26 protein-coding genes and 2 pseudogenes are annotated in these 26,250 nt (G+C 61.2%); 19 read left to right on the forward strand and 9 right to left on the reverse strand.

Features of this window, described 5'->3' with window-relative positions; genetic code table 11:
- Window positions 1–4: 4 nt before the first annotated feature.
- Window positions 5–880: an AEC family transporter gene (locus tag ACK1VC_RS05215; protein WP_016487291.1), complete on the reverse strand. Its 876-nt coding sequence runs from the start codon at window positions 878–880 to the stop codon at window positions 5–7.
- Window positions 881–1,293: 413 nt separating this feature from the next.
- Between ACK1VC_RS05215 and ACK1VC_RS05220 the strand changes: the two genes are divergently transcribed.
- The 13 genes from ACK1VC_RS05220 (at window position 1,294) to ACK1VC_RS05280 (ending at window position 15,073) form a co-directional block, all read left to right on the forward strand.
- A complete protein-coding gene (locus ACK1VC_RS05220; RefSeq protein WP_016487293.1) occupies window positions 1,294–2,586 on the forward strand; it encodes an MFS transporter in 1,293 nt (430 codons plus the stop codon).
- A 245-nt stretch (window positions 2,587–2,831) separates the two neighbouring features.
- A complete protein-coding gene (locus ACK1VC_RS05225; protein WP_016487294.1) occupies window positions 2,832–3,140 on the forward strand; it encodes a hypothetical protein in 309 nt (102 codons plus the stop codon).
- Between the two features lie 47 nt (window positions 3,141–3,187).
- On the forward strand, window positions 3,188–3,739 hold the full coding sequence (locus ACK1VC_RS05230; RefSeq protein WP_023048864.1) for a YbhB/YbcL family Raf kinase inhibitor-like protein: 552 nt from the start codon (window positions 3,188–3,190) through the stop codon (window positions 3,737–3,739).
- Window positions 3,740–4,293: 554 nt separating this feature from the next.
- Window positions 4,294–5,355 carry a 3-deoxy-7-phosphoheptulonate synthase gene (locus ACK1VC_RS05235; RefSeq protein WP_191086629.1) on the forward strand — a complete coding sequence of 354 codons (1,062 nt, stop codon included), beginning with the start codon at window positions 4,294–4,296 and terminating at the stop codon, window positions 5,353–5,355.
- 79 nt (window positions 5,356–5,434) lie between these two features.
- Window positions 5,435–5,716, forward strand: coding sequence for a peptidylprolyl isomerase (locus ACK1VC_RS05240; RefSeq protein WP_023048866.1), 282 nt, complete (start codon window positions 5,435–5,437; stop codon window positions 5,714–5,716).
- 141 nt (window positions 5,717–5,857) lie between these two features.
- The gene (locus ACK1VC_RS05245) at window positions 5,858–7,657 is read left to right on the forward strand and encodes an extracellular solute-binding protein (RefSeq protein WP_224372329.1); all 1,800 of its coding nucleotides are present in this window, start codon (window positions 5,858–5,860) and stop codon (window positions 7,655–7,657) included.
- Window positions 7,654–8,712 (forward strand): microcin C ABC transporter permease YejB, encoded by a 1,059-nt coding sequence (locus ACK1VC_RS05250; protein WP_191086631.1) that lies wholly within the window; start codon window positions 7,654–7,656, stop codon window positions 8,710–8,712. The genes ACK1VC_RS05245 and ACK1VC_RS05250 overlap by 4 nt, the downstream gene beginning before the upstream one ends.
- Complete coding sequence (locus ACK1VC_RS05255) at window positions 8,712–9,728, forward strand: ABC transporter permease (RefSeq protein ID WP_145914131.1); 1,017 nt, start codon at window positions 8,712–8,714, stop codon at window positions 9,726–9,728. Before ACK1VC_RS05250 ends, ACK1VC_RS05255 begins: the two co-directional genes overlap by 1 nt.
- A 38-nt stretch (window positions 9,729–9,766) precedes the next feature.
- Window positions 9,767–10,537 carry a 3-hydroxybutyrate dehydrogenase gene (gene hbdH / locus ACK1VC_RS05260; RefSeq protein ID WP_023049332.1) on the forward strand — a complete coding sequence of 257 codons (771 nt, stop codon included), beginning with the start codon at window positions 9,767–9,769 and terminating at the stop codon, window positions 10,535–10,537.
- A gap of 55 nt (window positions 10,538–10,592) precedes the next feature.
- On the forward strand, window positions 10,593–11,072 hold the full coding sequence (gene eco, locus ACK1VC_RS05265; RefSeq protein ID WP_449117869.1) for a serine protease inhibitor ecotin: 480 nt from the start codon (window positions 10,593–10,595) through the stop codon (window positions 11,070–11,072).
- Between the two features lie 99 nt (window positions 11,073–11,171).
- Window positions 11,172–11,447 carry a peptidylprolyl isomerase gene (locus tag ACK1VC_RS05270; RefSeq protein ID WP_016487304.1) on the forward strand — a complete coding sequence of 92 codons (276 nt, stop codon included), beginning with the start codon at window positions 11,172–11,174 and terminating at the stop codon, window positions 11,445–11,447.
- Window positions 11,448–11,684: 237 nt separating this feature from the next.
- Entirely contained in the window at window positions 11,685–14,006 is a 2,322-nt protein-coding gene (locus ACK1VC_RS05275) for an autotransporter family protein (RefSeq protein ID WP_449117870.1), read from the forward strand.
- A 110-nt stretch (window positions 14,007–14,116) separates the two neighbouring features.
- Window positions 14,117–15,073 carry an RHS repeat-associated core domain-containing protein gene (locus tag ACK1VC_RS05280; RefSeq protein WP_191086633.1) on the forward strand — a complete coding sequence of 319 codons (957 nt, stop codon included), beginning with the start codon at window positions 14,117–14,119 and terminating at the stop codon, window positions 15,071–15,073.
- Between the two features lie 53 nt (window positions 15,074–15,126).
- Here ACK1VC_RS05280 and ACK1VC_RS05285 read toward each other — a convergent pair.
- Window positions 15,127–15,389, reverse strand: a pseudogene (locus ACK1VC_RS05285) (LysE family translocator); the annotation flags it as partial.
- 122 nt (window positions 15,390–15,511) lie between these two features.
- On the opposite strand from ACK1VC_RS05285, the gene ACK1VC_RS05290 reads away from it, so the two are divergent.
- Both ACK1VC_RS05290 and ACK1VC_RS05295 read left to right on the forward strand, forming a co-directional pair.
- On the forward strand, window positions 15,512–16,132 hold the full coding sequence (locus ACK1VC_RS05290; protein ID WP_102688819.1) for a LysE family translocator: 621 nt from the start codon (window positions 15,512–15,514) through the stop codon (window positions 16,130–16,132).
- A 253-nt stretch (window positions 16,133–16,385) separates the two neighbouring features.
- Window positions 16,386–17,372, forward strand: a complete 987-nt coding sequence (locus tag ACK1VC_RS05295; RefSeq protein ID WP_191086634.1) for a hypothetical protein — start codon at window positions 16,386–16,388, stop codon at window positions 17,370–17,372.
- 145 nt (window positions 17,373–17,517) lie between these two features.
- Here the strand turns inward: ACK1VC_RS05295 and ACK1VC_RS05300 are convergent, their stop codons facing one another.
- The gene (locus tag ACK1VC_RS05300; RefSeq protein WP_224372331.1) at window positions 17,518–18,165 is read right to left on the reverse strand and encodes an AAA family ATPase; all 648 of its coding nucleotides are present in this window, start codon (window positions 18,163–18,165) and stop codon (window positions 17,518–17,520) included.
- 351 nt (window positions 18,166–18,516) lie between these two features.
- Window positions 18,517–18,789, reverse strand: a pseudogene (locus ACK1VC_RS05305) (LysE family translocator); the annotation flags it as partial.
- A gap of 111 nt (window positions 18,790–18,900) precedes the next feature.
- On the opposite strand from ACK1VC_RS05305, the gene ACK1VC_RS05310 reads away from it, so the two are divergent.
- Together ACK1VC_RS05310 and ACK1VC_RS05315 are read left to right on the forward strand one after the other, a co-directional pair.
- Window positions 18,901–19,710, forward strand: coding sequence for a helix-turn-helix transcriptional regulator (locus tag ACK1VC_RS05310; RefSeq protein WP_191086635.1), 810 nt, complete (start codon window positions 18,901–18,903; stop codon window positions 19,708–19,710).
- A 114-nt stretch (window positions 19,711–19,824) separates the two neighbouring features.
- Window positions 19,825–20,439 carry a LysE family translocator gene (locus tag ACK1VC_RS05315; protein ID WP_023049002.1) on the forward strand — a complete coding sequence of 205 codons (615 nt, stop codon included), beginning with the start codon at window positions 19,825–19,827 and terminating at the stop codon, window positions 20,437–20,439.
- Here the strand turns inward: ACK1VC_RS05315 and ACK1VC_RS05320 are convergent.
- Window positions 20,387–21,112: a metallophosphoesterase gene (locus ACK1VC_RS05320; protein WP_024717549.1), complete on the reverse strand. Its 726-nt coding sequence runs from the start codon at window positions 21,110–21,112 to the stop codon at window positions 20,387–20,389. The genes ACK1VC_RS05315 and ACK1VC_RS05320 overlap by 53 nt on opposite strands.
- A 216-nt stretch (window positions 21,113–21,328) precedes the next feature.
- On the opposite strand from ACK1VC_RS05320, the gene ACK1VC_RS05325 reads away from it, so the two are divergent.
- A complete protein-coding gene (locus tag ACK1VC_RS05325; protein WP_023049004.1) occupies window positions 21,329–22,072 on the forward strand; it encodes a carbon-nitrogen hydrolase family protein in 744 nt (247 codons plus the stop codon).
- Window positions 22,069–22,311, forward strand: coding sequence for a hypothetical protein (locus tag ACK1VC_RS05330; RefSeq protein WP_016487311.1), 243 nt, complete (start codon window positions 22,069–22,071; stop codon window positions 22,309–22,311). Before ACK1VC_RS05325 ends, ACK1VC_RS05330 begins: the two co-directional genes overlap by 4 nt.
- A gap of 3 nt (window positions 22,312–22,314) precedes the next feature.
- Here the strand turns inward: ACK1VC_RS05330 and ACK1VC_RS05335 are convergent, their stop codons facing one another.
- The 4 genes from ACK1VC_RS05335 to ACK1VC_RS05350 form a co-directional block, all read right to left on the reverse strand.
- On the reverse strand, window positions 22,315–22,815 hold the full coding sequence (locus tag ACK1VC_RS05335; protein ID WP_191086636.1) for a methylated-DNA--[protein]-cysteine S-methyltransferase: 501 nt from the start codon (window positions 22,813–22,815) through the stop codon (window positions 22,315–22,317).
- A 69-nt stretch (window positions 22,816–22,884) separates the two neighbouring features.
- Window positions 22,885–23,685: an LPS biosynthesis protein gene (locus ACK1VC_RS05340; protein WP_023049005.1), complete on the reverse strand. Its 801-nt coding sequence runs from the start codon at window positions 23,683–23,685 to the stop codon at window positions 22,885–22,887.
- Window positions 23,686–23,968: 283 nt separating this feature from the next.
- Entirely contained in the window at window positions 23,969–25,528 is a 1,560-nt protein-coding gene (ilvA, locus tag ACK1VC_RS05345) for a threonine ammonia-lyase, biosynthetic (protein WP_023049006.1), read from the reverse strand.
- A 181-nt stretch (window positions 25,529–25,709) separates the two neighbouring features.
- Window positions 25,710–26,141, reverse strand: a complete 432-nt coding sequence (locus ACK1VC_RS05350) for a PACE efflux transporter (protein WP_016487315.1) — start codon at window positions 26,139–26,141, stop codon at window positions 25,710–25,712.
- Window positions 26,142–26,250 lie beyond the last annotated feature (109 nt).

The following is a 26,250-nucleotide window of genomic DNA, read 5'->3' on the forward strand; positions in this document are numbered from 1 at the left end:
AGGCTTACATCCACCAGGCCAGCACCACCGGCAACCAGACAAACGAAAGCACCGTCGAACACATCACCAGGTTCGCCACCTGCTCCGGCTCACGATTGGCCCGCACCGCCATCAGGTAGTTGAACACAGCAACCGGCATCGCCGACTGTACCACCAGTACCGCGCGCTCAAGGTTGTCCATGCCTAGCGCCGCCCCCACTGCCCAGCCCATCGCAGCCCCCAGGCCAATGCGCAAGCCGCCCAGCAACAGGCCGCTGCCCACGTGACGCAGGCGAATGCTGGCCAGCGACACCCCCAGGGTCAGCAACATCAGCGGAATGGTCATGCCGCCGAGCAAATCTGCAGTGTTTGCCAGCCAGCGCGGTAGCTCGAAATCGAGAAAGATGATGGGCATGGCGCCGGCCAGGCTGATGACAATAGGGTTGCGCAGCAGCGCCTTGAGCGAAGCCGCTGTGCCAGAGATGGCCATGCCGATGGTGAACTGCACGATCGACAAGGTCAGGAAAAACGCCACGGCCAGTGCCAGGCCGTGCTCACCGAAGGCATACAAGCTGATCGGCAGGCCCATATTGCCCGTATTAGGAAACATGAACGCCGGCAGCAGTACCCGCCAATGCATGCCCGAAGCACGACACACCAGCAAGGCGACCAAGGCCATGCCCAGGGTGCACAGCAGGCAAGCCAAGGCCATGCTGGTGAAGGCGTCAGGGTTAAGCTCGGTGCGACTGAGGGTGGACAGCACCAGCGACGGGGTACCGACAGTCATCACAACCCGGGCGATGAAATCGGTGGGGTAGTCCAGGCCCTTGCGGGCCCAGGCAAAGCCGATGCCGGCGACGATGAAGACCGGGGCCAGGACTGCGAACAGCGACGCGAACATGATGGGCCTTCCTTGGGGTGGGTTCAGCATTATGCAGCAGTCCGTGAGATGGCCGGGGCTGCACAGCGGCGCCAAGATGTCTGCCCAAGACACGTTCATGTCGCCCTTGGACTGCGGCGTCTCGTCGCATACCCGTGCCCCTTGGGCAAAAGCTTCCAAGCCCGTAGAATCCCGCTTCCTTTTCGCCCGTCGCCTTGAACGGTGGCAACCCGCAGCAATGACAGAGTCCGTGCCTGAACACATGAACGCACATGTGAAATAGGCTCAACCCTCCCCGCCCGGCCCATTCCCAAAGGGTCCAGCGGTTGAGTCTTGCCCAGGTCGCATCCGTGTCGCCACTCGCCCCTTTTCGGGTCGAGCCGGTGTGCGCGTCCGAGAAGGCGCTCATTCCGCTCATCCAACTAGAGGTTTGTATGTCTCCGCGTTTGCTGGCCATGGCGCTGGCGCCCCTGCTCGGGCTGTTCATCATTGCCTTGGGCAACGGCTTCATGTCTTCCCTGACTACCCTGCGCCTGGGCGCTGCCGGTGAGTCGGCGACCACCATCGGCGTCGTCTCGTCCACCTACTTCCTCGGCCTGACCCTGGGCGCCATCTTCAACGACCGGCTGATCTTGCGCATCGGCCATATCCGCGCCTACACAAGCTTCGCTTCCCTGATCGGCGCGACCATCCTGCTGCAGGGGCTGTTCTACGACGTCACCTGGTGGTCGGTGCTGCGCCTGATCAACGGGTGGGCGGCAGTCGGCGTGTTCCTGGTGATCGAAAGCTGGCTGCTGCTGGCCGGCGATGCAAAAATCCGCGGCCGCCTGCTGGCGCTGTACATGATCGCCTTCTACGGCGCCGGGGTGATTGCCCAGGCAGGCCTTGGCGAAATCACCCAGCTTGGCGACACCGCACCCTTCATGCTGGCTGGGGTACTGGCTGCCCTGTCGGTACTGCCCATCGTGATCCTCCCGCGGGTATCGCCACTGCTGGACCAGGTCGAACCCCTCAAACCCCGCCAATTGTTGGGTGTGGCACCGTCTGGCCTGGTTGGCTGCTTTGGTTCGGGGGTGGCGATTGCCGGCATTTATGCCCTGCTGCCGCTGTACCTGCAGCGCATCGGCCTGGCCGTGGGCGAGGTCGGCAACATGATGGCCTGGGTGATCCTCGGCGCCATGCTGCTGCAATACCCGGTGGGCCGCTGGTCCGACCGCAAGGATCGCCAGGATGTGCTGATTGCCCTGGCTGCACTGTGCGTGGTGTTGTCGCTGGTCACAGTATTCCTGCCGTCGGACTCGTTCCTGCTGCCGGCCATGCTGTTCCTGCTGGGTGGTGGCGTGTTCACGCTGTACCCGGTGGCGGTCAGCCATGCGGCCGACCGCGCGCCTTCCGACGCCCTGGTACCGATGATTCAAGGCTTGTTGTTGATCAACTCACTGGGTTCGGCCATGGCGCCGGTGGCCATTTCGCCCATGATGACCGAGTTTGGCGAGGCCGGGTTGTTCTGGGCCTTTGCCGTGGTCAACCTGGCCATGGTGTGCTTTTTCATGTGGCGACGCGGCAAGCGCCCGGCCGCAGAGCACCCGGCACCGTTCACCGCTTCGACCACCTTCTCGCCAACCGGCGCCGAGCTGCGGGTAACCGAAGACCTGATGCATGCGGCGCAGGAGCATCCGCCGCTGGATCCCGTGGAAAGCCCGGCGCAACGCTCAGAGCCTGTCTGAATCCGTTGCCGACTCCTTGTGGGAGGCCACTCATCCCTTATAGGTTGTGCTGTCACGCAGAGAACAGTGGCTGGTGTGGGGGCGGGCTTGTCCCGCGAAGCAGGCAACGCTGTGTATGGCACCGGCTTTGCCGGTGTTCGCGGGGCAAGCCCGCTCCCACAGAGTGACCACTCGTCGCCCGAAAGGCACACCTGCCCTGACGCGCAGCCAAACGAATGACAGATCATCCGCCAAGGAGACCCTCCATGATCCGCATTCGCTCTCTCTCCCTGTGCCTGGCGCTCGCGCTGGCCAGCCTCACCGGTACCACCTTTGCTGCCACCGACACCAACACCGATAGCCGTCCGCAAACCGACCAGTCTGGCGGCAAGACCGCCGGTGACGACAGCAGCGTCAACAGCCCCGGCAGTGGCCAGGACAACGACAGCAGCGACACCGGCAGCAACAGCGATGCCGCCGACGGGGCCAGCGGCGGTTCGAACAGCACGGGCGAGGCGACAGGCTCTGGCGCCGGGCACACCGGCGGCACCGCCGAGGACCAGGACAGCCACTGAGGTACGCCTCGGCTACACTGCGCCCAAAGCCCTGCCAAGGATTCGCCATGAACGTCAAACCCTGGCTGCTCGCCGCACTGCTGCCCTGCACAGCCTTGGCAAGCAGTAGCAACCAAGGGGCGCTGTCGATCAGTTCCTCGTCATTCACTGATGGTGGCGTGATCGCCCTGCAGCAGGTCGGGCAGGACCCGGCCTGCGGCGCAGGCGAGGAGCGCACCCCGCAACTGAGTTGGAACAACCTGCCCGCAGGTACCCAGTCGCTCGCGCTGATCATGTTCGACCCGGACGGCGGCAAGGGTATCGGCGTGGTGCATTGGGTCGCGTACAACATTGACCCGGAGCACGATGGGCTCAAGGAAGGCATGGCCGGGCTCAGTGGGCAATACGTGACTGTGGGGCGCAACTCGCGGGGCACCCTCAGCTACCGAGGCCCCTGCCCACCCGCTGGCGACAACCCGCACCATTACGCACTGACGCTCATTGCCACAGACCTGCCCTTGGGCACGCTTCCCGAGGGACTGGACCGCAGCGGTCTGTTGCAGTTGCTGCAAGGCCACGCATTAGGGGCGCAGAGCCTGATCGGGCGCTACGGCCATTGAACCATCCAGTACAAAAACAAATGATCGAGCTCATCGCATTTATCCATTGAATGGCCCGGTGCAACTGAAGTAAGCTCGGGCTCATTCACTGGAGAGCAACATGCCAACACACACCCGCAACCACGCCAACCACACCGGTCGCAAACTGCGCCCTGTGCTGGCCGTTGCCGGCTGCGTGGCACCTGCCAGCTATTACTTCGGGTATTGGTTTAGCCACTAGGCGCCGATACCCACACGGCGCCCACCTTCGAGGGGCCGCCGAACATGAGAATACTCAAACCCCCGGTCGGCTCCCCGACCGGGGGTTTTGCTTTTCAGGCCTTTGAACAACACCGATTCACATTGAGGACAGATTCATGAACTACGCCACTTATTACGACGCAAACACCTATGCCTGGCGATTTAGCCAATCCCGTTCGGGCCAGCCTGCCGCCTCCGATCGGTCCTCAACAGGTGGCAATGCAGCAGCCAATACGAATTCAACGATCTGTCGAACACCTCGATAGGGCCGACAGCGCGGGCCTGAACCCGCCGTTCGCCCAGGGAAAAACGCCATGCAAGCTTCCAACCTCGCCCTGCCCCTGACTCAGCCGCAAGCAGCCAACACCACGGTCAGCAAGCGCCTGCCCAGCCCGCACCTGCTCAAGCAACAGATGCCGCTGTCCAGTGAACTGGCCCAGCAAGTCCAGGCCCACCGCCAGGCCATCCGCAACATCCTCGAAGGCCGCGACGAGCGCCTGCTGGTAATCGTCGGCCCGTGCTCGATCCACGACCCACGCTCGGCGCTGGAGTACGCCGACCGCCTGGCCGCCCTCAGCCGCGAAGTCGGTGACAAGCTGCTGCTGGTGATGCGCGCCTACATCGAAAAACCGCGTACTACCGTCGGCTGGAAAGGCCTGGCCTACGACCCGCACCTGGATGGCAGCGACGACATGCACTCGGGTATTGCCTTGTCCCGCGGGCTGATGCTGAGCATGATCGAACGTGGCCTGCCGGTGGCCACCGAGCTGCTGCAACCGATGGCCGCCGGCTACTTCGACGACCTGCTGGCCTGGGCCGCAATTGGCGCACGCACTACCGAATCGCAAATTCACCGCGAAATGGTCAGTGGCCTGGAACTGCCGGTCGGGTTCAAGAACGGCACCGACGGCGGCATTTCCATCGCCACCGACGCCATGCGCAGCGCAGCCCACCCGCACCGCCACTTCGGCATGGATGCGCAGGGCCACCCGGCAATCATCGAAACCCTGGGCAACCCGGACACGCACTTGGTACTGCGCGGTGGTCACAAAGGCCCCAACTACGATGCCAACAGCATCGCCATGGCCCGTCAGGCATTGGCCAAGGTTGGCGTTCAGGCGCGCATCATGGTCGATTGCAGCCACGCCAACAGCGGCAAGGACCCGGCTCGTCAGCCGGCGGTGTTCAACGATGTGCTGGAGCAACGCCTGGCAGGCGATCGCTCGATCGTTGGCGTGATGATCGAGGGGCACCTGTTCGACGGCTGCCAGGCGCTGGGCAAGGGTGCACTGAAGTACGGCGTTTCGATCACCGACGGCTGCCTGGGCTGGGCCTCGACCGAAACCTTGTTGCGTGAGGCGGCACTAAAACTGTGAGCCGAAGGTTGCGAGCCTGGCGAGACATACCCCAAGCAAGTGCGCTAGGCTTGCGTTTTTACCCCAAGGAGCAGTACCCATGGCCCGTGCAACCGCCCGCCACATCCTGGTCAGCAGCGAAGAGAAATGCAACGAACTGAAAACCCAGATCGAAGCAGGCGCCGACTTCGCTGAAATCGCCAAAGCCAACTCGACCTGCCCGTCCAGCCGTCAGGGCGGTGACCTGGGCTCGTTCGGCCCAGGCCAGATGGTCAAGGAGTTCGACACCGTGGTGTTCAGCGCCCCGGTCAACACCGTGCAAGGCCCGGTGAAGACCCAGTTCGGCTACCACCTGCTGGAAGTGACCAGCCGCCAGGACTGATTCTCCCTCCCGGTGATCAGACCCCCTGTGGGAGCGGGTTTACCCGCGAAGAGGCCAGACCAGACAACCTCGTTGCCTGCTCCGACGCATTCGCGGGTAAACCCGCTCCCACAAGTATTGTGGGGGCTTGTGTTTTCGTGCATGGGCTTTACCGTCCATGCCGCTCCCAGCCACGCCCTCACCGTCTACGACGAAGCCCCCCGCTACGCCCCCAACTTCCAGCATTTCGACTACGTAAACCCCGACGCCCCCAAGGGCGGCATCCTGCGCCGCTCGGCCATCGAGATCGGCCAGTTCGACCATATTTTGCCGTACATCGACAAAGGCATCGGCGTCAGCGAGGTCGACGGCCTGCTGTACGCGCCACTGGCCGTACGCTCGTTCGATGAACCCTATACCGTCTATGGCCTGATTGCCCGCAGCATGGAGCGTGGCCCGGCGGATGCCTGGCTGCGTTTCGAGATAGACCCGCTTGCCACCTTCGCCGATGGCAAGCCGGTGCGCGCCGAGGACGTACGTTTCACCTTCGAGCTGTTGATGAGCAAGGGCAGCCTCAAGTACCGCACGCAGTTCGCCGATGTCACCGGCGTAACCGTGGAAGGCCCGCAGCACGTGCGCTTCGACTTCAAGCCCGACCACGGCCGGACCCTGGCGCTGGACCTCGCCAGCTTGCCAGTGCTACCCGAACATGACTGGCAGCAGCGCGATTTCGCCAATGGTGCGGGTTTCGACAAGCCAATTGGCAGCGGGCCATACCGCATCGGGCGCATCGACAACGGCCGCAGCATCACCTTCGAACGAGACCCGACCTGGTGGGCACGCAACCGGCCGGCCAGCCGGGGCCGCTACAATTTTAACCAGCTGCGCATCGAGTACTTCGGTGACACCGAGGTGGCGCGGCAGGTGCTCAAAGGCGGTGGCTACGACTATAACCGCGAGTTTTCCGCCACCGCCTACACCCTGGGCTACAACGGCGCACAACTGGACGATGGCCGCTTGCAACGCGCGCACCTGGGCCCGGCCAAACCGCAGGTTGCCCAGGGTTTCGTATTCAACCTCGACCAGCCGCAGTTCAAGGACCGCCGCGTGCGCCAGGCGCTGGGCATGCTGTGGGACTACGAGTGGAGCAACCGGCAGATGATGCGCAACCTGTACATCCGCCAGCAAAGCGTGTTCTCCAACACACCGCTGGCGGCTCGCAAGCTACCGGATGCCGACGAACTGAAGCTGCTCGATCCGTTGCGCGGCAAAATACCGGACGAAGTCTTCACCACTGTGTTCACCGCTCCGGTAACCGATGGTTCGGGGATTGTCCGCAAGCAGCAGTTGCAGGCCCTGGACCTGCTTGAACAAGCCGGCTGGCACCCCGAAGGTGACCGCCTGGTGAACAGCCAGGGCACACCGCTGGCATTCACCTTCCTCAACGGCCAGTCAGGCATGGAGCGCCTGCTGCTGCCATGGAAGCGTAACCTGGCACAGATCGGCGTCACCCTGAACATCCGCAATGTCGATTCGGCCCAGTACGTCAACCGCCTGATGGCACGGGACTACGACATGATCGTCACCGGCTACCCGGTCAGCCTGTCGCCCGGTGCCGAGCTGTACAACTACTTTGGCTCGGCAGCCGCGCACGACCCCGGCTCGAACAACCTGATGGTGCTGCAGGACCCGGCCGTGGACCACCTGATCGACGGTCTGGTGCGCGCCGGCACACAGGCCGACATGCTGCACCACGCCCATGCCCTGGACCGTGTGCTGCAATGGAACTACTACTGGATCCCCAACTACTACCCGCCGGGCAGCTCCACCGCCTGGTGGAACCGCTTTGGCCTGCCCAAGGTTCAGGCCACCTATGACGAAGGCCTGGACACCTGGTGGGAGGTAAGCCCCACCCCGTTGACCAACGCGCAAATGGCCGAACGCCGGAAGCTATCACCATGACCGCCTACATTCTGCGCCGTCTGCTGCTGATCTTCCCGACGCTACTGGCAATCCTGCTGGTCAACTTCGCCATCGTCCAGGCCGCGCCGGGTGGCCCGGTGGAGCAGGCCGTGGCGCGTCTGCAAGGCCTGGGCGGCGGTGCACCCGGCGCACGCGCCGAGGTGGTACATGGCGAGTCGCGTGCCACCCGCGGCCTGGACCCGAAACTGATCGAAGAAATCAAGCGCCAGTACGGCTTTGACAAGTCGGCGCCCGAACGGCTGTGGTTGATGCTCGGCCAGTATGCCCGGCTGGACTTTGGCAGCAGCTTCTTCCGCGGGGCCAAAGTCACTGACCTGATCCTGGACAAGTTACCGGTGACCCTGTCGCTGGGCTTGTGGGCCACGCTGATCACCTACCTGGTGTCGATCCCGCTGGGCATCCGCAAGGCGGTACGCCACGGCAGCCGCTTCGATGCCTGGAGCAGCGCGCTGATTGTGGTCGGCTACGCACTGCCCTCGTTCCTGTTCGCGCTGCTGCTGATCGTGCTGTTCGCCGGTGGCACCTCGCTCAACTGGTTCCCGGTACGCGGGCTGGTCTCGGAAAACTTCGCCGAGCTCAGCCTGCTGGGCAAGGTCGCCGACTACTTCTGGCACCTGGTGCTGCCGGTCGGGGCCTTGGTGATCGGCGGTTTCGCAACCCTTACGTTGCTGACCAAGAACGCCTTCCTCGACGAGATTTCCCGCCAGTACGTGGTCACCGCCCGGGCCAAGGGCCTGAGTGAGCGCCGGGTGCTGTACGGCCATGTGCTGCGCAATGCCATGCTGCTGGTGGTGGCCGGGTTGCCGCAGGCACTGATCACGGTGTTTTTCGCCGGTTCGTTGCTGATCGAGGTGATCTTCTCCCTCGATGGCCTCGGCCGCCTGAGCTACGAGGCCGCCGTGTCGCGAGATTACCCAGTGGTGTTCGGCACCCTGTTCATCTTCACCCTGGCAGGCCTGTTGATCCGCCTGATCGGTGACCTGTCGTACACCCTGCTCGATCCGCGTATCGACTTCGACACGAGGGCGCACTGATGCTGTCCCCCGTCTCGCGCCGCCGCCTGCAACGCTTTCGCCGCAACCGCCTGGGCTGGGTCTCGCTGTGGCTGTTCGCCGGCCTGCTGCTGCTGTGCCTTGGCGCTGAGCTGGTGGCCAACGACAAGCCGCTGCTTCTAAGTTACAAGGGCGAGCTGTATGTGCCGGCGCTCAAGCGCTACAGCGAGCAGGAATTCGGCGGCCAGCTGCCATTCCAGCCCGACTATCGCAGTGCCTATGTACGGCAATTGATCGCAGACCAGGGCGGCTGGATGCTGTTCGCGCCCATCCCGTTCAGCGCCGATACGCCCAACTACGACCTGCTGGTACCCACCCCCAGCCCGCCCAGCGCGAGCAACTGGCTAGGCACCGACGACCAGGGCCGCGACGTGCTGGCTCGGGTGTTGTATGGCACGCGGGTATCGCTGCTGTTCGCCTTCGCCCTGACTGTTGTCAGCGTGTTCATCGGTGTAGTGGCCGGCGCGGTGCAGGGCTACCACGGCGGTTGGGTCGACCTGATTGGCCAACGCCTGCTGGAGGTGTGGTCGGGGTTGCCTGTGCTCTACCTGCTGATCATCCTCAGCGGCTTTGTCGAGCCGGATTTCTGGTGGCTGCTGGGGATCATGGCACTGTTTTCCTGGCTGACCCTGGTCGATGTGGTGCGCGCAGAGTTCCTGCGTGGGCGCAACCTGGAGTACGTGAAAGCCGCTCGCGCGCTGGGGTTGGCGGACAGCCAGGTGATGCTGCGGCATATCTTGCCCAATGCCATGAACGCCACGCTGACCTATGTACCGTTCATGCTGACCGGGGCAATCACCACCCTGACTGCGCTGGACTTTCTCGGCTTCGGCATGCCGGCCGGGAGTGCCTCGCTGGGTGAGCTGGTGACCCAGGGCAAGCAACATCTGGAAGCGCCGTGGCTGGGCTTTACGGCGTTTTTTGCGCTGGCGGTGATCTTGTCGTTGCTGGTGTTTATCGGCGATGCCTTGCGCGAAGCGTTCGACCCCAGAAAATGAGTCTTCACGCCCGGCCTTTACTTGATAAGGAGCTTTGCATGACCCTGACAGGCAAGACTGCACTCGTTACCGGTTCCACCAGCGGCATCGGCTTGGGTATCGCCCAGGTGCTGGCACGCGCTGGCGCCAATATCGTGCTCAACGGCTTTGGCGACCCGGCACCGGCCATAGCCGAAATCGCCCGCCATGGAGTGAAGGTGGTTCACCATCCGGCCGATCTGTCGGACGTGGCCCAGATTGAAGCGTTGTTCGCCCTGGCCGAGCGCGAATTCAGCGGCGTCGACATCCTGGTCAACAACGCCGGCATCCAGCATGTCGCGCCGGTGGAGCAGTTTCCGCTGGAAAGCTGGGACAAGATCATTGCCCTGAACCTGTCAGCTGTGTTCCATGGCACGCGCCTGGCCCTGCCGGGCATGCGCACGCGCAACTGGGGGCGCATCATCAACATTGCCTCGGTGCATGGCCTGGTCGGCTCGACCGGCAAGGCGGCCTATGTGGCAGCCAAGCATGGTGTGGTCGGCTTGACCAAGGTGGTGGGCCTGGAAACCGCCACCAGCAATGTCACCTGCAACGCCATCTGCCCAGGCTGGGTACTGACCCCGCTTGTGCAAAAGCAGATCGACGATCGTGCTGCCAACGGTGGCGATCCGCTGCAAGCACAGCATGATCTGCTGGCCGAAAAGCAACCGTCGCTGGCGTTTGTCACCCCCGAGCACCTGGGTGAACTGGTACTATTCCTGTGCAGCGAGGCCGCAAGCCAGGTTCGCGGCGCCGCCTGGAACGTCGACGGTGGCTGGTTGGCCCAGTGACGGGCGGCCTGGGCCTGGCGGCGGGTTCGCATTCGTTTACCTGCAAGGAGGCCCTATGCGCCCTACCCCGATGACCGCAATTCTGGCCCTCACCCTGGCTGCCGCCACGCCTGCGATGGCGGCCAGCCTGAAGGACGTCGCGCCTTACCCCGAGGCGGAAAAAGGCTTTACCCGGCAGGTCATCCACCTGCCGGCACAGGCCGATGAATCGGCCTACAAACTGGAGATCCTCGCCGGCAAAACGTTGCAAGTCGACTGCAATCGCCAGCACTTGGGGGGTAGCCTTGAAGAACGCACCCTGGAAGGCTGGGGCTACAACTACTACCGCCTGGACAAAGTCAGCGGCCCGGCCAGCACCCTGATGGCCTGCCCGGATGGCAAGAAGACCGAGGCCTTCGTGCCAGTGATCGGTGACGGCTTCCTGCTGCGCTACAACAGCAAGCTGCCGGTGGTGGTGTATGTGCCCAAGGATGTCGAGGTGCGCTACCGCATCTGGTCGGCGTCGCAGGACGCGCAAAAGGCTAAAGTCGAATAACTACCGCGGCCCCTGCAGGAGCGGCCTTGTGCCGCTCCTGCAAGGCGAGTCTATCAGGCATAATGCGCCCCTTTTTTCGCCCCGAAGCACAGGTACCCCATGAAAGCCCAAGCCCGCCACATCCTGGTCAAAACCGCTGACGAAGCCGAGAAGCTTAAACAGCGCATCGCCAACGGCGAGGCTTTCGACGTGCTGGCCAAAAAGTTTTCGGTCTGCCCTTCTGGCAAGCGCGGCGGCGACCTGGGCGAAGTCCGCCCGGGCCAGATGGTCGGCGCCATCGACCAGGTGATTTTCAAGAAGCCTTTGCGTGTAGTGCACGGGCCGATCAAGAGCAAGTTCGGCTACCACCTGGTGCAAACGTTCTATCGCGATTGATGGCAGCGGGCCACCTGACATTTTTGCCAGTTGTCCCCTCGCCAAACATTACATACAACTCCGGCAGGGCCGAAGCCACCCCGTTGGCGTCGCTTCAGGTAGTGGACCCTTCAATGGACCCGGAGACCTGCCTATGCGATGCCCCCGCTTGCTGCTGCCCTTACCCCTGCTGGCACTGCCATTGCTGGCTCATTCCCAATCCCTGACGGTTACACCCGGTGAAACCTCGGCGCCGTCGTGCAAACCGATGCCGCTGATGAGTTCACCCTCAGCGGCGGGACGGTGCAGTCATTGCAACAAGGCAATGGCGAGGACACCTTCACGATGTCTGGCGGCACGCTAGGGTCGTTGAACCAGGGCGGTGACATGGACACGTTCACCATGACCGGCGGCATCATCACGGGCGCTTTTGAAGACGGTGACACCGCATGGTTCAAAGGCGGCAGCATTGGCCGAATCGATCTCAAGCTCGCTGACAACTTCCTCGAAATTTCCCAGGGGCTCGGGGTCGAAACCGTTGTTGTTGGCAACGTTGTCAGTGGGCTTGGCAACGACACGATCATCATGGCAGGCGGCACCGTCGGCGGTGATATCAGTACCAGTAGCGGCGTTGACAAGATAACCATCAGCGGCGGCACGCTCAAAGGCGAAATACGCACTGGCAACGGCGCGGATGAATTTACCTGGACGGGCGGCCAGATCGGTAAGCGGGTCATTATGGAGAATGACGATGACACCGCCATCGTCCGCGCCCTCGACCTCGACCTCGGTAACTCTGCCGTTATTCTGGACGGCGGTACCGGCACGGACACACTGACGTTCGAGCAGAGTCAGGTCGGCCAAGGGGCGTCGTACATCAACTGGGAGTCCATCAACCTCCAGCAAGGCAGCCAGCTCACCCTCAACGACACCCTCACGCTGGGAGACCTCGGCAGCGATCAGCCACGCGTGATCCCCGCCACTGGGACAGGCACCCTTCTGATCGATGCAAGCAGCTCGCTGATCAGCCGCCAGGGCAGCATCGTCAGCATCCAGAGTGACAGCAAGGTATCGTTAGTCAACGCCGGCACCCTCGACCTGAGTCGTGGCAACGACGCTCAGGGCCGCCTGACTGTTCAGGGCGATTACACCGGTAACAACGGCACACTGCGCCTGAATAGCGTACTGGCAGGCGATGGCGCTGCCTCCGACCGCCTGGTGGTCAGCCGCGGCGCCATCAGCGGCTCTACGCGATTGTTCGTCAACAACCTCAATGGCGCGGGTGCAACAACCGCACAAAACGGCATCCAGCTCGTCGAAGCCCGTGACGGCGCCACCAGCTCTGCCACTGCATTCGTGCAGACGCAAACGCTATCGGTAGGTGCCTATGACTACCGGTTGTTCAAGGGCGGTGTAACCGCTGGCAGCGAAAACAGCTGGTACCTGCGCTCGACGCTAGTCGCGCCACCCGCTCCAGCACCGGTACCTGAGCCCGAACAACCCACACAACCGTCACAGCCGGGCAGGCCGCCGGTAATAGCACCGGCCCAGACACCACCTGTTGCCGCTCCGGCACCTGGCCAGGTCGACCTGCCCGCCCCCGTGCAAGGCGAAAGCCTGCCGCTGTATCGCCCGGAAGTCCCGGTTTACGCTGCCGCCCCAAGAGGCGCTGCGATCATCGCGCGCCAGGCCTTGGGCACCTTCCATCAACGCCAGGGCGACCAACAGTTGCTCAAAGGCGAAGGCGCCCTGCCTGCCAGTTGGGGACAGGCCTACGGCGGCACGCTTCGCCAGCAATGGAGCGGTACGGTCAGCCCGAGCCTGGAGGGCGACCTGTACGGTTTCAAGGTGGGCCAGGACTTGTATGCCAAGACGGGCGATGGCGGTTATCGCCACCATGTCGGCTTTTACGTCAGCCACAGTCGCCTGGATGCCGACGTCAAAGGTTTCGCCCTGGCCGCGCAAGACCGCAGCGTTGGCGACCTGACACTCGATGGCGACAGCGTTGGCACTTACTGGGCGTTGGTCGGGCCGCACGGCGCGTACCTGGATGCCGTGTTGCAGTACACCCGTCTGGATGGGCGGGCCCGCTCGCAGCGCGGCGACAAGCTGGACATCGACGGCCATGCCTGGACGGCGTCGCTCGAATCCGGCTACCCCATCGCCCTGTCCGAACGCTGGACGCTGGAGCCACAAGCCCAGCTGATTGCACAAAAAGTTTCGCTCGACAGCGCAAGCGATAGTGTCTCGCGCATCAGCCATGACGCCCAGGTAGAGCTGACCGGCCGCTTGGGTGTGCGCCTGGAAGGTGCGTTCACGGGGAGCAGCGGGCGCCTGTTGCAACCCTATGCGCAGGTCAACCTGTGGCACGGCGACGGTGGCCGCGACACCCTGACCTTCGATGATGTCGACAAGATCAAGACCGACTACCGCTACACCTCGGTACAACTGGAAAGCGGCGTGGTGGCGCAGGTCAGCGAAGCGCTGAGCCTGCATGGCGGCGTGCAGTACACCGCCAACCTGGACAGCCGCCAGCAGGAAGCCAGCGGCGTCAACCTAGGGGTGCGCTGGCAGTTCTGAAATTACGTTTCACACTGATGGGCAGTGCATTTTAGAAGTGCGTTGCTTCTAGTGAGATCCACTGATGACTAATCCTGCCCGCACTGAACACATTATATAAGCAGACGATTATGCCAAACATAAAAAAACCACCTGATCGCCCAGAAGAAATCACCTTACGGTTTTATCAAGGCAATTCACTTGACATGATCCTGTTCGAGACTTCAGCCATTAAAGCAATTAGACATTTATCTCAGCCGCTCGCAATCGTTAGAACACATAATGCCCTGAGATCTTTTTCGCTACTGAAAGGTGACCACCATGGAACGGTAAGTAGGGACCTAATAGAGACCACATATTCTGCATATGGCTACTGTACCGACAGCCAACACTCCATGATTGCATTCAAAGGTGAGCACCCTGAAAATATTGACGGACGCTATTTTCTTGGCAACGGCTACCGATCCTATAGCCCACGACTGGGGCGTTTCGAAAGTTCCGATGTAGAAAGTCCTTTTGGTATTGGGGGTTTAAACTCCTACATGTTTGCCGTCGGTGATCCTGTGAATAGAACTGATCCATCAGGTCGCGGCTCAGGCGTGCCGATTAGCCCTCCGCTTGTATTTAAAGGCCGGATACAATTAATTAAAGGACTGAGGGTTTACAAGGTCGATTCGGACAAAGTCCCAACCGGCTCTATCATTACTGTTGTGGCGCATGGAAACGGCGCCGGGAAATTGGGCAAAAAATATGGCCCTTACTATTTCGCTGAAAAATTATACCGAGAATTGAAACGCAGCAATGTACCAATCAACACTCACCCCACTCACCTTTTATCGTGCAGAGGAGCTAACACCTCCATTTTGAATAAAATACCTGCTGCGCAAGAGTGGGCCAATCTAACCGGGCAGCCGGCTATATCCTATAGAGGGGAAGTGGTAGCGGCAAGGACAAAAATCCCTCGCAGTGCGAAAGAGTCATTTGAAGGATTCATCAATGTCTTCACCCACGAGAACTTTAAGCCTGTCACTTTTTACCCTGATGGTGTCAGCATGACTGAGACACGAAATGCCATTAGAAATTCTTGAGTACACCCAAGGTTGATGTTTTAATTTAACTCAGTACCAGTCCTCATTCTTGTTCAGCGGCGCGCCGCCAGCAAGCCGAGGCCGGCGCAGCCCAGCAGGGAGGCGCTGACCCGGTTGAACAAACGGCGCGGGCCGGGCTGGCTGAACCAGCGCTGCATGTAGGCGCCAAGGCCTGCGTAGATGGCAATGGCCGCCCATTCCAGCAGCAGGAACAACAGCCCCAGCACAGGAACTGCTCGCTTACCGGCGTGGTGCTGCCGACCGAGACGAATTGCGGCAGGAAGGCGGTGAAGATCAGGATGGCCTTGGGGATACCAACGAAGACATGATCATACCGTGATGATGCAGCTAGCCAGTGCTCAGCCGCCAGGGGATTGAAAAAACAAACGACATCATCAATGATGTCTACATCCACCCTCACAAAAATAAAGCAGATCTATGAACATCTCTACACTACTCATCTTCATACCGGCTTGCTTTGCACTTAACATGGCTCCCGGCCCAAACAACCTGCTTTCAGTTAATAACGCCACACATTATGGCTTCTGGACTTCATGCCTTGCAGGTGCCGGAAGGCTCATTGCTTTTGCCGCAATGATAGCGCTCGCGGCAGCGGGATTATCGGCGGTACTTGAAACGTCCGAACTCGTATTTCAGGCAATAAAGATTCTTGGCGCCGCTTACCTATTCTACTTGGCATTTAAACTCTGGACAGCTAAGACCCAAAAGCAGGAATTCAACAGTGCAAAGCCAAGGAATGTTGCGAGTCTAGCGAAGCAAGAATTTCTTATTGCAGCAGGAAACCCAAAAGCAATATTGATATTCACAGCATTCCTCCCGCAATTCATAGACCCAGCGCGCGATGTCGCGCCGCAGTTCGCGATACTGGGTGCTCTGTTCCTGGTACTCGAGGTGATCGCACTTGCAGGCTATGCATTGATCGGACTGCACTTGCGACGCTGGTTCAATGACCCCAAAGGGAAGCATCTCTTCAACCGCATCTGCGCAGTACTACTGTCGGGCGCTGCCTCTGTTCTACTCGCCACACGGCGGGCATAACACCTCTTAGCGCCGCATCTGTCTCGCCAGTTGCATGGCCTTTTGGAGCTTTGCTTGGTTTTTCTCCACTTGTGCCGGTCAACACCGGCACAAGTAGGACAAATCTTCTCTAGCCGCGACTTGAGCCTCAGAGCCCTCCAGCTCAAGCCTCATCCCCGCACGTGAAACTAAAAATTCTTATCCATTGCAGTCAACTACACTGAGGTAGTCGAGCGCCCTATTGTCTTTGAATGTGTTAAAACAGGAGCCACAGATGAGAATAGCACTCGTTCTTTTGTTTCTGACCGCTACGCAGTTCGCTCAGGCAGACACCCTGCTGAAAACTAAAGAGGGCTGTGCCATCGTTCTTAATGAAGGTGAGGACTTCGATGGCGCCTCTTGGTCAGGAAAGTGTAAAAACGGAAAAATAGATGGCGTCGGAAGATTGCAAATGAAGTCGAGAGGCAGCAGCGATTACGACACTGACGAGTGGGCCGAATACAAGGACGGGCGTTGGGCATTTCCTGAGGTCAGCCTAAACGCAATCGGCGCGGCAATTAACAAGCCAACTCGCTCACTTCTTAATTTGGAAGAGTGTAAAAGCAATCCCAAATGCCGGATCGTCCTACAGGCTGCACTCGAAGGAGGGTTGAAGCCCAGCGATCCGAGCATCAGCCTTGAGATGCCTGCGGTAGCCTCTTCTGAAGCAGGCAATGCCGTATCTCACAAAAAAAACACCAAAGCACCTGCCTCACACCTCTCAATAGTTAATATATGCCATCAAGGCGCGGCTTGCGGGCGGCAATTCCTACACTACGAGAACGGCCAAGACCCGCTGATCATTACACCGGGTTATTTCTCCCGCACCAATGGCTCTATTGTCACCCTTAGCTATGTGATCAAGGAGTGTAACGTCGGCTGGACAGCGACTGTTGGCAGCTTCAATCAAAATCCTGAGCGACAAGCAAATGCTATGGTATGTGGAGCCATCTCTGCAGAAAGGGCATTAACCGCAGTATTTGAAGAGTGCAATAAGAACGCCAGCTTTAATTGCAAGACAGCAAGTATAGTTGATATGCAATGGGCTTTTTGGGATGGATCGTATCCCGCAGATCCAAACCCGGAATACGAGATGAAGAGCAAAGGCTCCCCCTCTAGTGTTGGTGGAGTGGGCGGCGGCGGCTGCAGGGTATATGATCAAGATCTAATAAGTTGTGAAAAATATAAATCAATAGTGAGGTCTGTTGGTGTAGGACGCTGATATAGCTAACAGTGTCATTGCAGATCTTCTAGAGAGATCAGAAGCGTGAATTGCTGTTATGACGAACGCGGCCTGGTACAACGCATCCCCTTTTGGGAAATGTAAGGCCGCCAGAATCTATACCGACCATTAGGATTACGGTAGCCTAGCTTAATTTCCCAGCAGCCTTGTGAGCAGAGCCTACTGACGAGGCGCTATCGCTGATACCTTCCAGTTCGCGGCGAATGGACAGGCTAAGGTCCTCGGCCAAGGCTCCATCCTGATCGAGTTCGGCAATGGCATCGGCAGAAAAAGAGATAGACCGTTCAGGCGCATAATTTCGCCCCTTGAAACGGGGCTGAGCTTCATCATCGACAAATATCGAGAAAGCACCACGGTCCCTACGCACCGCACGAAATTCGCGGGCGTCGGTGTTCAGCTTCATCTGTTGGACCGCAACACTGCCAGTTGAAGTCTTTCCATAGAACGTTTCCAGAGAGCCGGCCTTCACCCGGGAGTCATCGAAGCGTTTAAAGTCGAAGCCAATCGAAAACTGTCTGGGTGAGTCGACACCTTGCCTCAGAACGCTATCGAAATCACCGAAGCTGAAAAGATCGTTGACCTCATCGCCGCCCAGATTCAAGTGAATGGTGCGATCAGGAGAGCGGACGGTTTGCTTGAGCAACAACAGGCTTTGCAACAATGAAGACTTGCCAGAGGAGTTGGTGCCCAACAACATGGTCACAGGCGCCAGACTGATTTCCCCTGTGTCTTTCCAGGCCTTGAAGTTGGTCAATCGCAGCGATTTGAACAAGTAGCTCTCCTTGATGCAGACGCAGGATGCGTAGGGTGATGAGCCGGTTGCGCGCGACATTAACATTCGAGCGATACCTTGAATACCCCAAACAAAGGGTACTTCGTGTTCAGCCAAATGCCCTTTGTTCAACCTGATTGAGACTACGCCGGTGCCCAGCAAACAGAACGCAAGCGGCGGTGTAGGCGAAATCATACGTTGATTGGCAACACGGCGGAATGTTGCAATGGCAAGGTGGGAACGCAAGGATTGTTGGCTCTAAGGGGCTTAGACCTGGTGAGTTGCCCGATTTAGCAACGAAAGTTATGTCAGCTGTGGTTCGACAGGTGCCTGTCACTAGTGTCTATATTGGACATCATTAGGCTTGCCAGCTGCCACCCAAAACTCCTGCCGCGTCAGGCGCCAGGTGCCACGCGGGTGATCGGCTGCCACCACGGCCTCGCCTACCGGTGCGCGCCACAGTTGCCAGGCGATGTAGAACAGGTACGCCGCACCCACTACCTTGATGGCCAGAAACAGGTATTCACTGGTGTGCAGCACCACGGCCAGGCCCATGGCCGCCAAGGCGATCATGCCGCTGAAGGCGATGATGCGACCACCTCCGGCCACGCAGGCCGTGCGCAGGCCCTAGCGGCTGGCGTTGTGCCGGGCCTTGCGGTCAAGTTACAGCCAGCGATAAAAACTGTATGGGTACGCGGCACCTGTTACGCTGCGGGCGAAATAGAGGACCTTGTGATGCCCCGCTCCCACGCCGAGCTGTGGCGCGACCCGGCACTCCCGCATGTGGAAAGCCGCCGCGCCTGTCATAGCCGCGCCTGTTACAAGGCCCACAGCCACCCGACGTTCTCCATCGGTGCGGTGGATGCTGGCCACAGCCATTTCAGCGGCGCCGCACATGGGCAGGAACGGCTGACACCCGGCACGCTGGTATTGGTGCCAGCCCACCGCGTACATGCCTGCAACCCCAAACCCGGGCAAGCCTGGAGCTACCAGATGCTGCATGTGGATGCCGACTGGCTGACCCAGGTGCGGCTGGAGTCGGGGCTGGGCGGCGCCGGGCCCGGTGAGCCGGCGCGTATCTGCCGGGTGCCAGCGGTGTATGGGCAGTTCTGCGAGCTGAACAGGTTGCTGTTCTCCAGCGCCAGCAACAGTGAGAAGGATGCGGCGCTGATTGCCTTTGTGGGTGACCTGGACTTTTCCGCCCAAGCCCCGCTGGCAGCAGCCCCCGCCTTGGGGGCAACTGCGTTGAGCGGTTTGATCGCACGCCTCGAAGGCCAGGACCCCGCGCAACTGAGCCTGGAGGTGCTGGCCCGCGAGGCCGGCCTTGGGCGCTACCAGTTGATCCGCGCATTCCGCACGGCCACAGGGTTGACGCCGCATGCCTATCTGCTCAATGCCCGGGTCAATCGCGGGCGGCAGTTGCTGGGCGAAGGGCTGGCGTTGGCGGAGGTGGCCTACCGCCTCGGGTTTGCCGATCAAAGCCATTTCCAACGGGTATTCAAAGCCCATGTGGGTGTGACGCCGGGGCAGTATCGGGGCGATTAGAGGCCTGTGCGCTCCTGCACAGGGACAGTGCCCCGCTTTGTTTGCAATATTGTTCAATACGCTGGGGCAGGCCCGGCAGCAGACTGCGGTTTTTCCCGCAGAGCCGCGCCGCCCATGCAACCGTTCCTGATCATTGCCCTCGCCCACTTCCTCGCCCTGCTCTCACCCGGCCCGGACTTCTTCCTGGTCGCACGCAGTTCGATCAACAGCGGCTGGCGCATCGCCAGCGGCGCCTGCCTGGGCATTGCCCTGGCCAATGGCGCGTTCATCGCCATGGCCTTCACCGGCCTGTCTGTGCTGCAGGAAGGCAGCCTGCTGTTCACTGCACTGCAACTGGCCGGCGCCAGCTATCTGCTTTACATCGGCATTCTGTTCCTGCGCCACGCCGGGCAAACCCGCCTGGGCGCAGTCGCAGGCAACCCGAGGGTTCAAGGCTGGTGGCGCAATCTGGGCATGGGCTTGTTGTCCGGTATCCTCAACCCCAAGAACGCGCTGTTCTATGCCAGCCTCGCCAGCATGGTCGCCAGCGCCAGCGCCGGCTGGAAATCGGCCTACGCGCTGTGGATGTTCAGCATCGTCCTGCTCTGGGACCTGCTGGTCGCCGTGGCCATCGGCAACCAACGAGTACTGCGGCATTTCGCTCGCAGCCTGCCGTGGCTTGAGCGGGCCTCAGGGATCATGCTGGTGATCCTGGCCGCCGCGCTGTTGATGCATCTGGCGCAGGGCTGACCAGTTGCAGGGTACGCATGTCCATCAAGGTGAAATGGCCGCTAGCCCACCCCCCTGTATCCAGGTGCCAGACATTGCCCAGCAGCTTTGCCTCCAGCACCGGTGTGTGGCCGACCAGCAATGCACGCAGGCCCTGCACCTGCTGCGTATCACCTTGTTTCAGGCGCCGCCGCGACCACTGGCATACCTGGCGTACTTCAGGGTCGTCATCCAGCTGCAGACAGGAACGTAGCGCTGCCCAATCTGCAAACGGGCTGTCTGCATGCAGCAGCCCGACCAGGCCGGCCGCGCTTTCCACTTCGATGGCAATCGGCAATTGCTCGAAGCGTTCCACGAAACGCAATTGCGCCTTGCGCGGCAGGTCCAGGAACCAGCTTCCACCCGCTGCGCGGTACATCTCCAGGTCAAGCCGCCCCCCTCGCACGCGGGTAATTGCCAGCGCCTCATGGTTACCTTGCACCGCATGGAACCAGGGTCGCGCGAGCCACTCCAGCGCGGCCTCGCTGTGCGGCCCACGGTCGACCAGGTCACCCACACTGAACAGGCGGTCTATGGCCGGATCAAAACCCACCGCATCCAGGCACTGCTCCAGGCGCTGGAAGTGGCCATGGATATCACCCACTGCCAAGTCACGTCCCCGGATATTGGCGAGTAACCGCCGAAACCGTCCCATTGCAATCTCCCTCTGCAGGCGCTGCCATGGCGGGCGTAAAATGCAGGCTGCCCCCGGTGTGTGCCGGGCCCATGGCGCTTCACTGGATAGCATGGCACACGGCGCGCCAGCCGCGCACGCCGACGTGCTCGGCAACCTGAATAACCCTTCACTGGCACAGCCATTGATGCCAATAGTATGCTCGACCCTTCAACCTGAACCAGGGAAGGGTTTTTCATGAAACTGTGCGCCGTGCAACTGGCGTCGCTCAAGGGCGATTTGCCAGGCAACCTCCAGCGTCATCTGGCCTGCATCGAGCAAGCTGCGGCCTTTGGCGCCGAGCTGGTGGTTTTCCCCGAACTGTCGCTGACCGGCTATGAGCCAAGCCGTGCGCGCCAGGCCGCCTTGCCGGTCAGCTCTGAACGGCTGGGCCCGCTGCAGGCAGCCAGTGACCGCTTGGGTCTCACCGTTGCCGTAGGCCTGCCGTTGCCGACACCCGACGGCATTCGCATCGGCATGCCGATCTTCAGCCCCGGGGCACCGCGCCAGGCCTATGCCAAACGGCGCCTGCATGATGACGAGCTGCCCTACTTCACCCCAGGCGATCAGGCACTGCTGCTGCAGGCAGGCAACCATCGGGTGGCACCGGCGATCTGCTACGAATCGATGTTCATGGCGCATGCGGCCGCCGCCCGCGAGCACGGCGCCGACCTGTATCTGGTCAGTGTGGCGAAAACCGCCAAGGGCATCCGCGAGGGCTACGCGCATTACCCCGAGGTGGCACGTGAGCTGTCAATGCCGGTGTTGATGGCCAACTGCGTGGGGCCGGCCGATACCTTCATCGGTGCCGGCGGGTCGGCAGCGTGGGACAGCCAGGGGCGCTTGCTGGCCAGCCTGGATGATCACAGTGAGGGGCTGATCATGCTGGACACTGGCAATGCCAGCGCAATGGCCCTGCCTTTGCACCTGCACGCGCCATGATTTACCTGTTTCTGGCGTTGCTGAGTTACGCCTGCACCTACTATCTGGTCGGTTTGCTGATCCGGGGCCAGCTTGCCGACGTGGCCGAGGGTTTGCGCCATCGGCCCGATGCACCCACTCCCGGCGAGTACCTGCGTACGGTAAAAGCCCATGCCCGCCGGGCCCATCGGCAGTACACCCTGATGGCAGGCTCGGTGCTTGCGATATTGGTTTGCCTGCTCGCCAGTTGGTTCAGGTGACGCCTACAAGTCCAATGCCAGGCTTTGCCGACCTTCCAGCGCCAGCAGATACTGCTTGGCCGCCAGGCCACCGGCAAAGCCTGTCAGGCTGCCCGAGGCACCGATCACACGGTGGCACGGGGCGATGATCGAGATCGGGTTGCGGCCGTTGGCAGCGCCTACCGCTCGCACCGCGCTGGGGTTGCCGATCTGCCGGGCGATGTCGCCGTAGCTGCGGGTTTCACCAAAGGGTATTGCCAGCAGCGCGGCCCACACCTGGCGCTGAAACTCGGTACCGGCAAAATCCAGCGCCAGCTCGAAGCGCTGGCGCTTGCCGGTAAAATACTCGCCAAGCTGCCGCGCGGTGTCCCGTAGCACCGGGCACTGGTCGTCACGGTGCAAGGCACCGAGCCGCACGCGGTTTTCCCGTTCCTCTTCCCACAGTACGGCTGCCAGGCACTCGCCGCGGGCCACCAGGGTCAGGGTGCCGACGGGCGATTGCATGAACGTGAAAGCGCTGGACATAGCGGGCTCCGCAGATGGCGATCAACCTACTGTACGCATCCACAGTTCCTCATGCACCCGCTTTCTTGCTCAGGTAATTGCACAGCCGGCAATGTGCCGCGCCTGGCTGAGGTTGACCTTGGGGATCAGGTCGGCAGGAATGCGCGACCTCGCCGACAGGTTGTAGACATGGAAATGCTCGTTGAGCACTTCCCTTGCCATCAGCGCCAACGACGGCAGGATACGGCTCTCCCAATGCTGGTCGAGCCCGCACGGCGAACACTGCCCCTGGCCGTTCTCGTAGAAGCGCCCAACGCGCTGATCGAGATCTACCCCGACCAGCAACACTTCTTCAAAGCCAAGGTGATAAGCCAGCTGCAACGCCACATACGCCACTGTGCGGGCATCGAAAAAACCATGGCCCAGGTCTTTGCTGAAGGCAATCGAGCGGCTGCGTTTGCTCCACAGTGCGCGGTTGCAAACGCAGCTGTCACCATGGCCACGCAAACCGTCCAGCAGGCCCGGCGTGTCGGCTTTGCGCAAGGCGTAACACTCGGTGTCGGCGGGCACATCGGCCCCGGCATACTGCTCGGGCCAGAGCGCCAGGCGCTCGCTGTCACGCAACGCCGTGGCGAACAAGCCCGGCTGTTGCTTGGGGAAGCTTTTGTCGGTACATACATAGAAAAAAGGCCGGATACCGTGCTCGGCGGTCATCGAAACTGAACCGTTCATGGCAATGATGGGCAGATGTGCGAATTCGCCCAGCGGAAAATGCTTGGCAGAAGCGCCGGAGGCAAGGATCACCACGGGGCCCTGCCGGGAGTTGCGACACGCCTCAAAACTGGAGAACGCCCCGCGTTCAGCACTTGGCTGCGACGGAAGTGTGTTCATCAATGTCATCTTTAACTGGACAGTACAAACCACAATACTGGTCCGTGTATAGGCCGTGGCCGCATTTACCCAACTTTACCTGACTGAACCTAATCGGCCGCCACGTCCCTGTGTCGCGGTTGCGAGCGGCTACACAGTGCCCGGACAGTAACGGCTTAATGGCGCCGGGTCCCGCTGCAGCCTTCACAGCAGACCACCTTGGCCCGGTGATTGTTCCCCCACGGTGAATCAGCAAACCCGATGGGGCCGCCCAGCGGCCCCCGATAGTGGTGTGGGTCAGCCGTCAGCCCAGGAACAGCTTGTACGCCGGGTTGTCAGTCTCATCCCAATACCGATACCCCATCTCATTCAGCGCCAACGGCAAGCCCGCCAACTCATCGCCCGGCACCTCCAGCGCAGCAAATACCCGGGCCTCCGCCGCCCCGTGGTTGCGGTAATGGAACAGGCTGATGTTCCAGCGCTTGCCCAGCCGTTCCAGAAAGCCCAGCAGCGCCCCTGGCCGCTCGGGAAACTCGAAGCGCAGCACCCGCTCATCAGCACCTGGCGCTGCGTGGCCACCCACGGTATGACGCACATGCAGTTTGGCCAGCTCGTTGTCGGTCAGGTCCAGCACGCTGTAACCCTGCTCGCGCAGGTTGGCCAGCAGCTGGTCACGCGGGTCGTGCACAGGGTGGGTCTGTACCCCGACGAACAGCCGCGCTTCCTTGCCGGGGTAATAGCGGTAGTTGAATTCGGTGATTTGCCGCTTGCCCAGTGCCTGGCAGAAGGCGCGGAAGCTGCCTGGCTGCTCAGGGATGGTGACCGCAATGATCGCCTCGCGCTGCTCGCCCAATTCAGCCCGTTCGGCCACGTGGCGCAGGCGGTCGAAATTCACATTCGCCCCGGAGTCAATGGCCACCAGTGTCTGCCCCTGCACTCCATCACGTGCCACGTACTTCTTGATCCCGGCCACGGCCAGGGCACCGGACGGCTCAGTGATAGAGCGGGTATCGTCGTAGATGTCCTTGATTGCCGCGCACAGCTCGTCACTGCTGACGGTTACCACTTCGTCGACAAAATGCCGGCACAGCTCGAAGCAGTGGGCGCCGATCTGCGCCACCGCTACACCGTCGGCAAAGGTGCCGACCTGCGGCAGGATCACCCGTTCCCCGGCGGCCAGGGCGGCCTGCAGGCAGTTGGAGTCCTCCGGCTCGACGCCGATCACCTTCACCTCTGGGCGCAGGTACTTCACGTAGGCGGCGATACCAGCGATCAGCCCACCACCGCCCACCGGTACAAAAATGGCGTCCAGCGCGCCCGGGTGCTGACGCAGGATTTCCATGGCCACGGTGCCTTGCCCGGCGATCACGTCCGGGTCATCGAAGGGCGGCACAAAAGTAGCGCCTTCGCTATCGGCCAGCTTCAGCGCGTGGGCCAAAGCGTGTGGGAAGCTCTCACCGTGCAGCACCACATGCCCGCCGCGCGAACGCACCCCTTCCACCTTCAGTGACGGCGTGGTGGTCGGCATGACGATGGTCGCCTTCATGCCAAGGTGCGACGCTGCCAGGGCCACGCCCTGGGCATGGTTGCCCGCCGAGGCGGTGATTACCCCACGCTCGCGCTGCACAGCACTGAGGCGCGACAGGCGGGTATAGGCGCCGCGGATCTTGAACGAGAAGGTAGGCTGCAGGTCTTCGCGCTTGAGCAACACTTGGTTACCCAGGCTGGCAGATAGCGCAGGCGCCGCTTGCAGGGGCGTTTCGATGGCCAGGTCGTACACCGGCGCGGCCAGAATGCGCCGCACCTGCTCCGACAGCAGTTGCTGGGGGGTGACGGTAGTACGAGGGACGCTGAAACTGGTCATCAATGACTCCTTGGCTGTTTTCACGTTGCCCAGGAGTCAGAGAGAAAAAACCCGCCTCCAGGGCGGGTCAGGTGCACGTACGCGCTAGCCCGCCAAGCTGATAATGGCGGTAATAATAATGGCGTTCACATGCGGGAAGGTATTCATGGGGTAGGAACTTAGCCGGTAGTGCGGCACAAAGTCAACACTTGGCCTGCTGCGCCGAAAGCGGCACATCGAACACCTTGTCGAAGCCCCACTGGAAGGCAAAGGCATAAACGAAGAAGAACACGAACAGCGCCAGGTTGGTCAGCAGCGCCGCCCACAGGCTCACATCCAGCCAGTACGCCACCAGTGGCAGCAGGATCACCACCAACCCGCCCTCGAAGCCCAAGGCGTGCAGCAAGCGCCGCATGAAGGTGCGCTCACGCTGGCGCTGGCGCGCTTCCCAGCGTTCGAATACCCAGTTGTAGCCCATGTTCCAGCTCATCGCGATGCCTGACATCAGCACCGACAGTACCGCCGACTGCGCCATGCCGGCGCCAAACGCCAGCTCCAGCGCAGGCGCCACGCAGGCGACGGCGATGGCTTCGTAAAGAATGGCCTGGACGATCTTGCGGGCCTTGCCTTGCATGTTCAGCTCCCTGGGTAAACGACCTGTAAAACTACAAGATGTGGCCCACAAGAAAAAGCCCGAAATTTGGACAACAGCGCGTTCGGCTGCTTGTATTTACCCCGTACAA

It is taken from the genome of Pseudomonas sp. XP2 (assembly GCF_053557975.1).

Coding starts and splice junctions, on each gene's coding strand:
- ACK1VC_RS05215 (WP_016487291.1), bottom strand. CDS start 880: ATGTTCGCGTCGCTGTTCGCAGTCCTGGCCCCGGTCTTCATCGTCGCC.
- ACK1VC_RS05220 (WP_016487293.1), top strand. CDS start 1,294: ATGTCTCCGCGTTTGCTGGCCATGGCGCTGGCGCCCCTGCTCGGGCTG.
- ACK1VC_RS05225 (WP_016487294.1), top strand. CDS start 2,832: ATGATCCGCATTCGCTCTCTCTCCCTGTGCCTGGCGCTCGCGCTGGCC.
- ACK1VC_RS05230 (WP_023048864.1), top strand. CDS start 3,188: ATGAACGTCAAACCCTGGCTGCTCGCCGCACTGCTGCCCTGCACAGCC.
- ACK1VC_RS05235 (WP_191086629.1), top strand. CDS start 4,294: ATGCAAGCTTCCAACCTCGCCCTGCCCCTGACTCAGCCGCAAGCAGCC.
- ACK1VC_RS05240 (WP_023048866.1), top strand. CDS start 5,435: ATGGCCCGTGCAACCGCCCGCCACATCCTGGTCAGCAGCGAAGAGAAA.
- ACK1VC_RS05245 (WP_224372329.1), top strand. CDS start 5,858: ATGGGCTTTACCGTCCATGCCGCTCCCAGCCACGCCCTCACCGTCTAC.
- ACK1VC_RS05250 (WP_191086631.1), top strand. CDS start 7,654: ATGACCGCCTACATTCTGCGCCGTCTGCTGCTGATCTTCCCGACGCTA.
- ACK1VC_RS05255 (WP_145914131.1), top strand. CDS start 8,712: ATGCTGTCCCCCGTCTCGCGCCGCCGCCTGCAACGCTTTCGCCGCAAC.
- hbdH (WP_023049332.1), top strand. CDS start 9,767: ATGACCCTGACAGGCAAGACTGCACTCGTTACCGGTTCCACCAGCGGC.
- eco (WP_449117869.1), top strand. CDS start 10,593: ATGCGCCCTACCCCGATGACCGCAATTCTGGCCCTCACCCTGGCTGCC.
- ACK1VC_RS05270 (WP_016487304.1), top strand. CDS start 11,172: ATGAAAGCCCAAGCCCGCCACATCCTGGTCAAAACCGCTGACGAAGCC.
- ACK1VC_RS05280 (WP_191086633.1), top strand. CDS start 14,117: ATGCCAAACATAAAAAAACCACCTGATCGCCCAGAAGAAATCACCTTA.
- ACK1VC_RS05290 (WP_102688819.1), top strand. CDS start 15,512: ATGAACATCTCTACACTACTCATCTTCATACCGGCTTGCTTTGCACTT.
- ACK1VC_RS05295 (WP_191086634.1), top strand. CDS start 16,386: ATGAGAATAGCACTCGTTCTTTTGTTTCTGACCGCTACGCAGTTCGCT.
- ACK1VC_RS05310 (WP_191086635.1), top strand. CDS start 18,901: ATGCCCCGCTCCCACGCCGAGCTGTGGCGCGACCCGGCACTCCCGCAT.
- ACK1VC_RS05315 (WP_023049002.1), top strand. CDS start 19,825: ATGCAACCGTTCCTGATCATTGCCCTCGCCCACTTCCTCGCCCTGCTC.
- ACK1VC_RS05320 (WP_024717549.1), bottom strand. CDS start 21,112: ATGGGACGGTTTCGGCGGTTACTCGCCAATATCCGGGGACGTGACTTG.
- ACK1VC_RS05325 (WP_023049004.1), top strand. CDS start 21,329: ATGAAACTGTGCGCCGTGCAACTGGCGTCGCTCAAGGGCGATTTGCCA.
- ACK1VC_RS05330 (WP_016487311.1), top strand. CDS start 22,069: ATGATTTACCTGTTTCTGGCGTTGCTGAGTTACGCCTGCACCTACTAT.
- ACK1VC_RS05335 (WP_191086636.1), bottom strand. CDS start 22,815: ATGTCCAGCGCTTTCACGTTCATGCAATCGCCCGTCGGCACCCTGACC.
- ACK1VC_RS05340 (WP_023049005.1), bottom strand. CDS start 23,685: ATGAACACACTTCCGTCGCAGCCAAGTGCTGAACGCGGGGCGTTCTCC.
- ilvA (WP_023049006.1), bottom strand. CDS start 25,528: ATGACCAGTTTCAGCGTCCCTCGTACTACCGTCACCCCCCAGCAACTG.
- ACK1VC_RS05350 (WP_016487315.1), bottom strand. CDS start 26,141: ATGCAAGGCAAGGCCCGCAAGATCGTCCAGGCCATTCTTTACGAAGCC.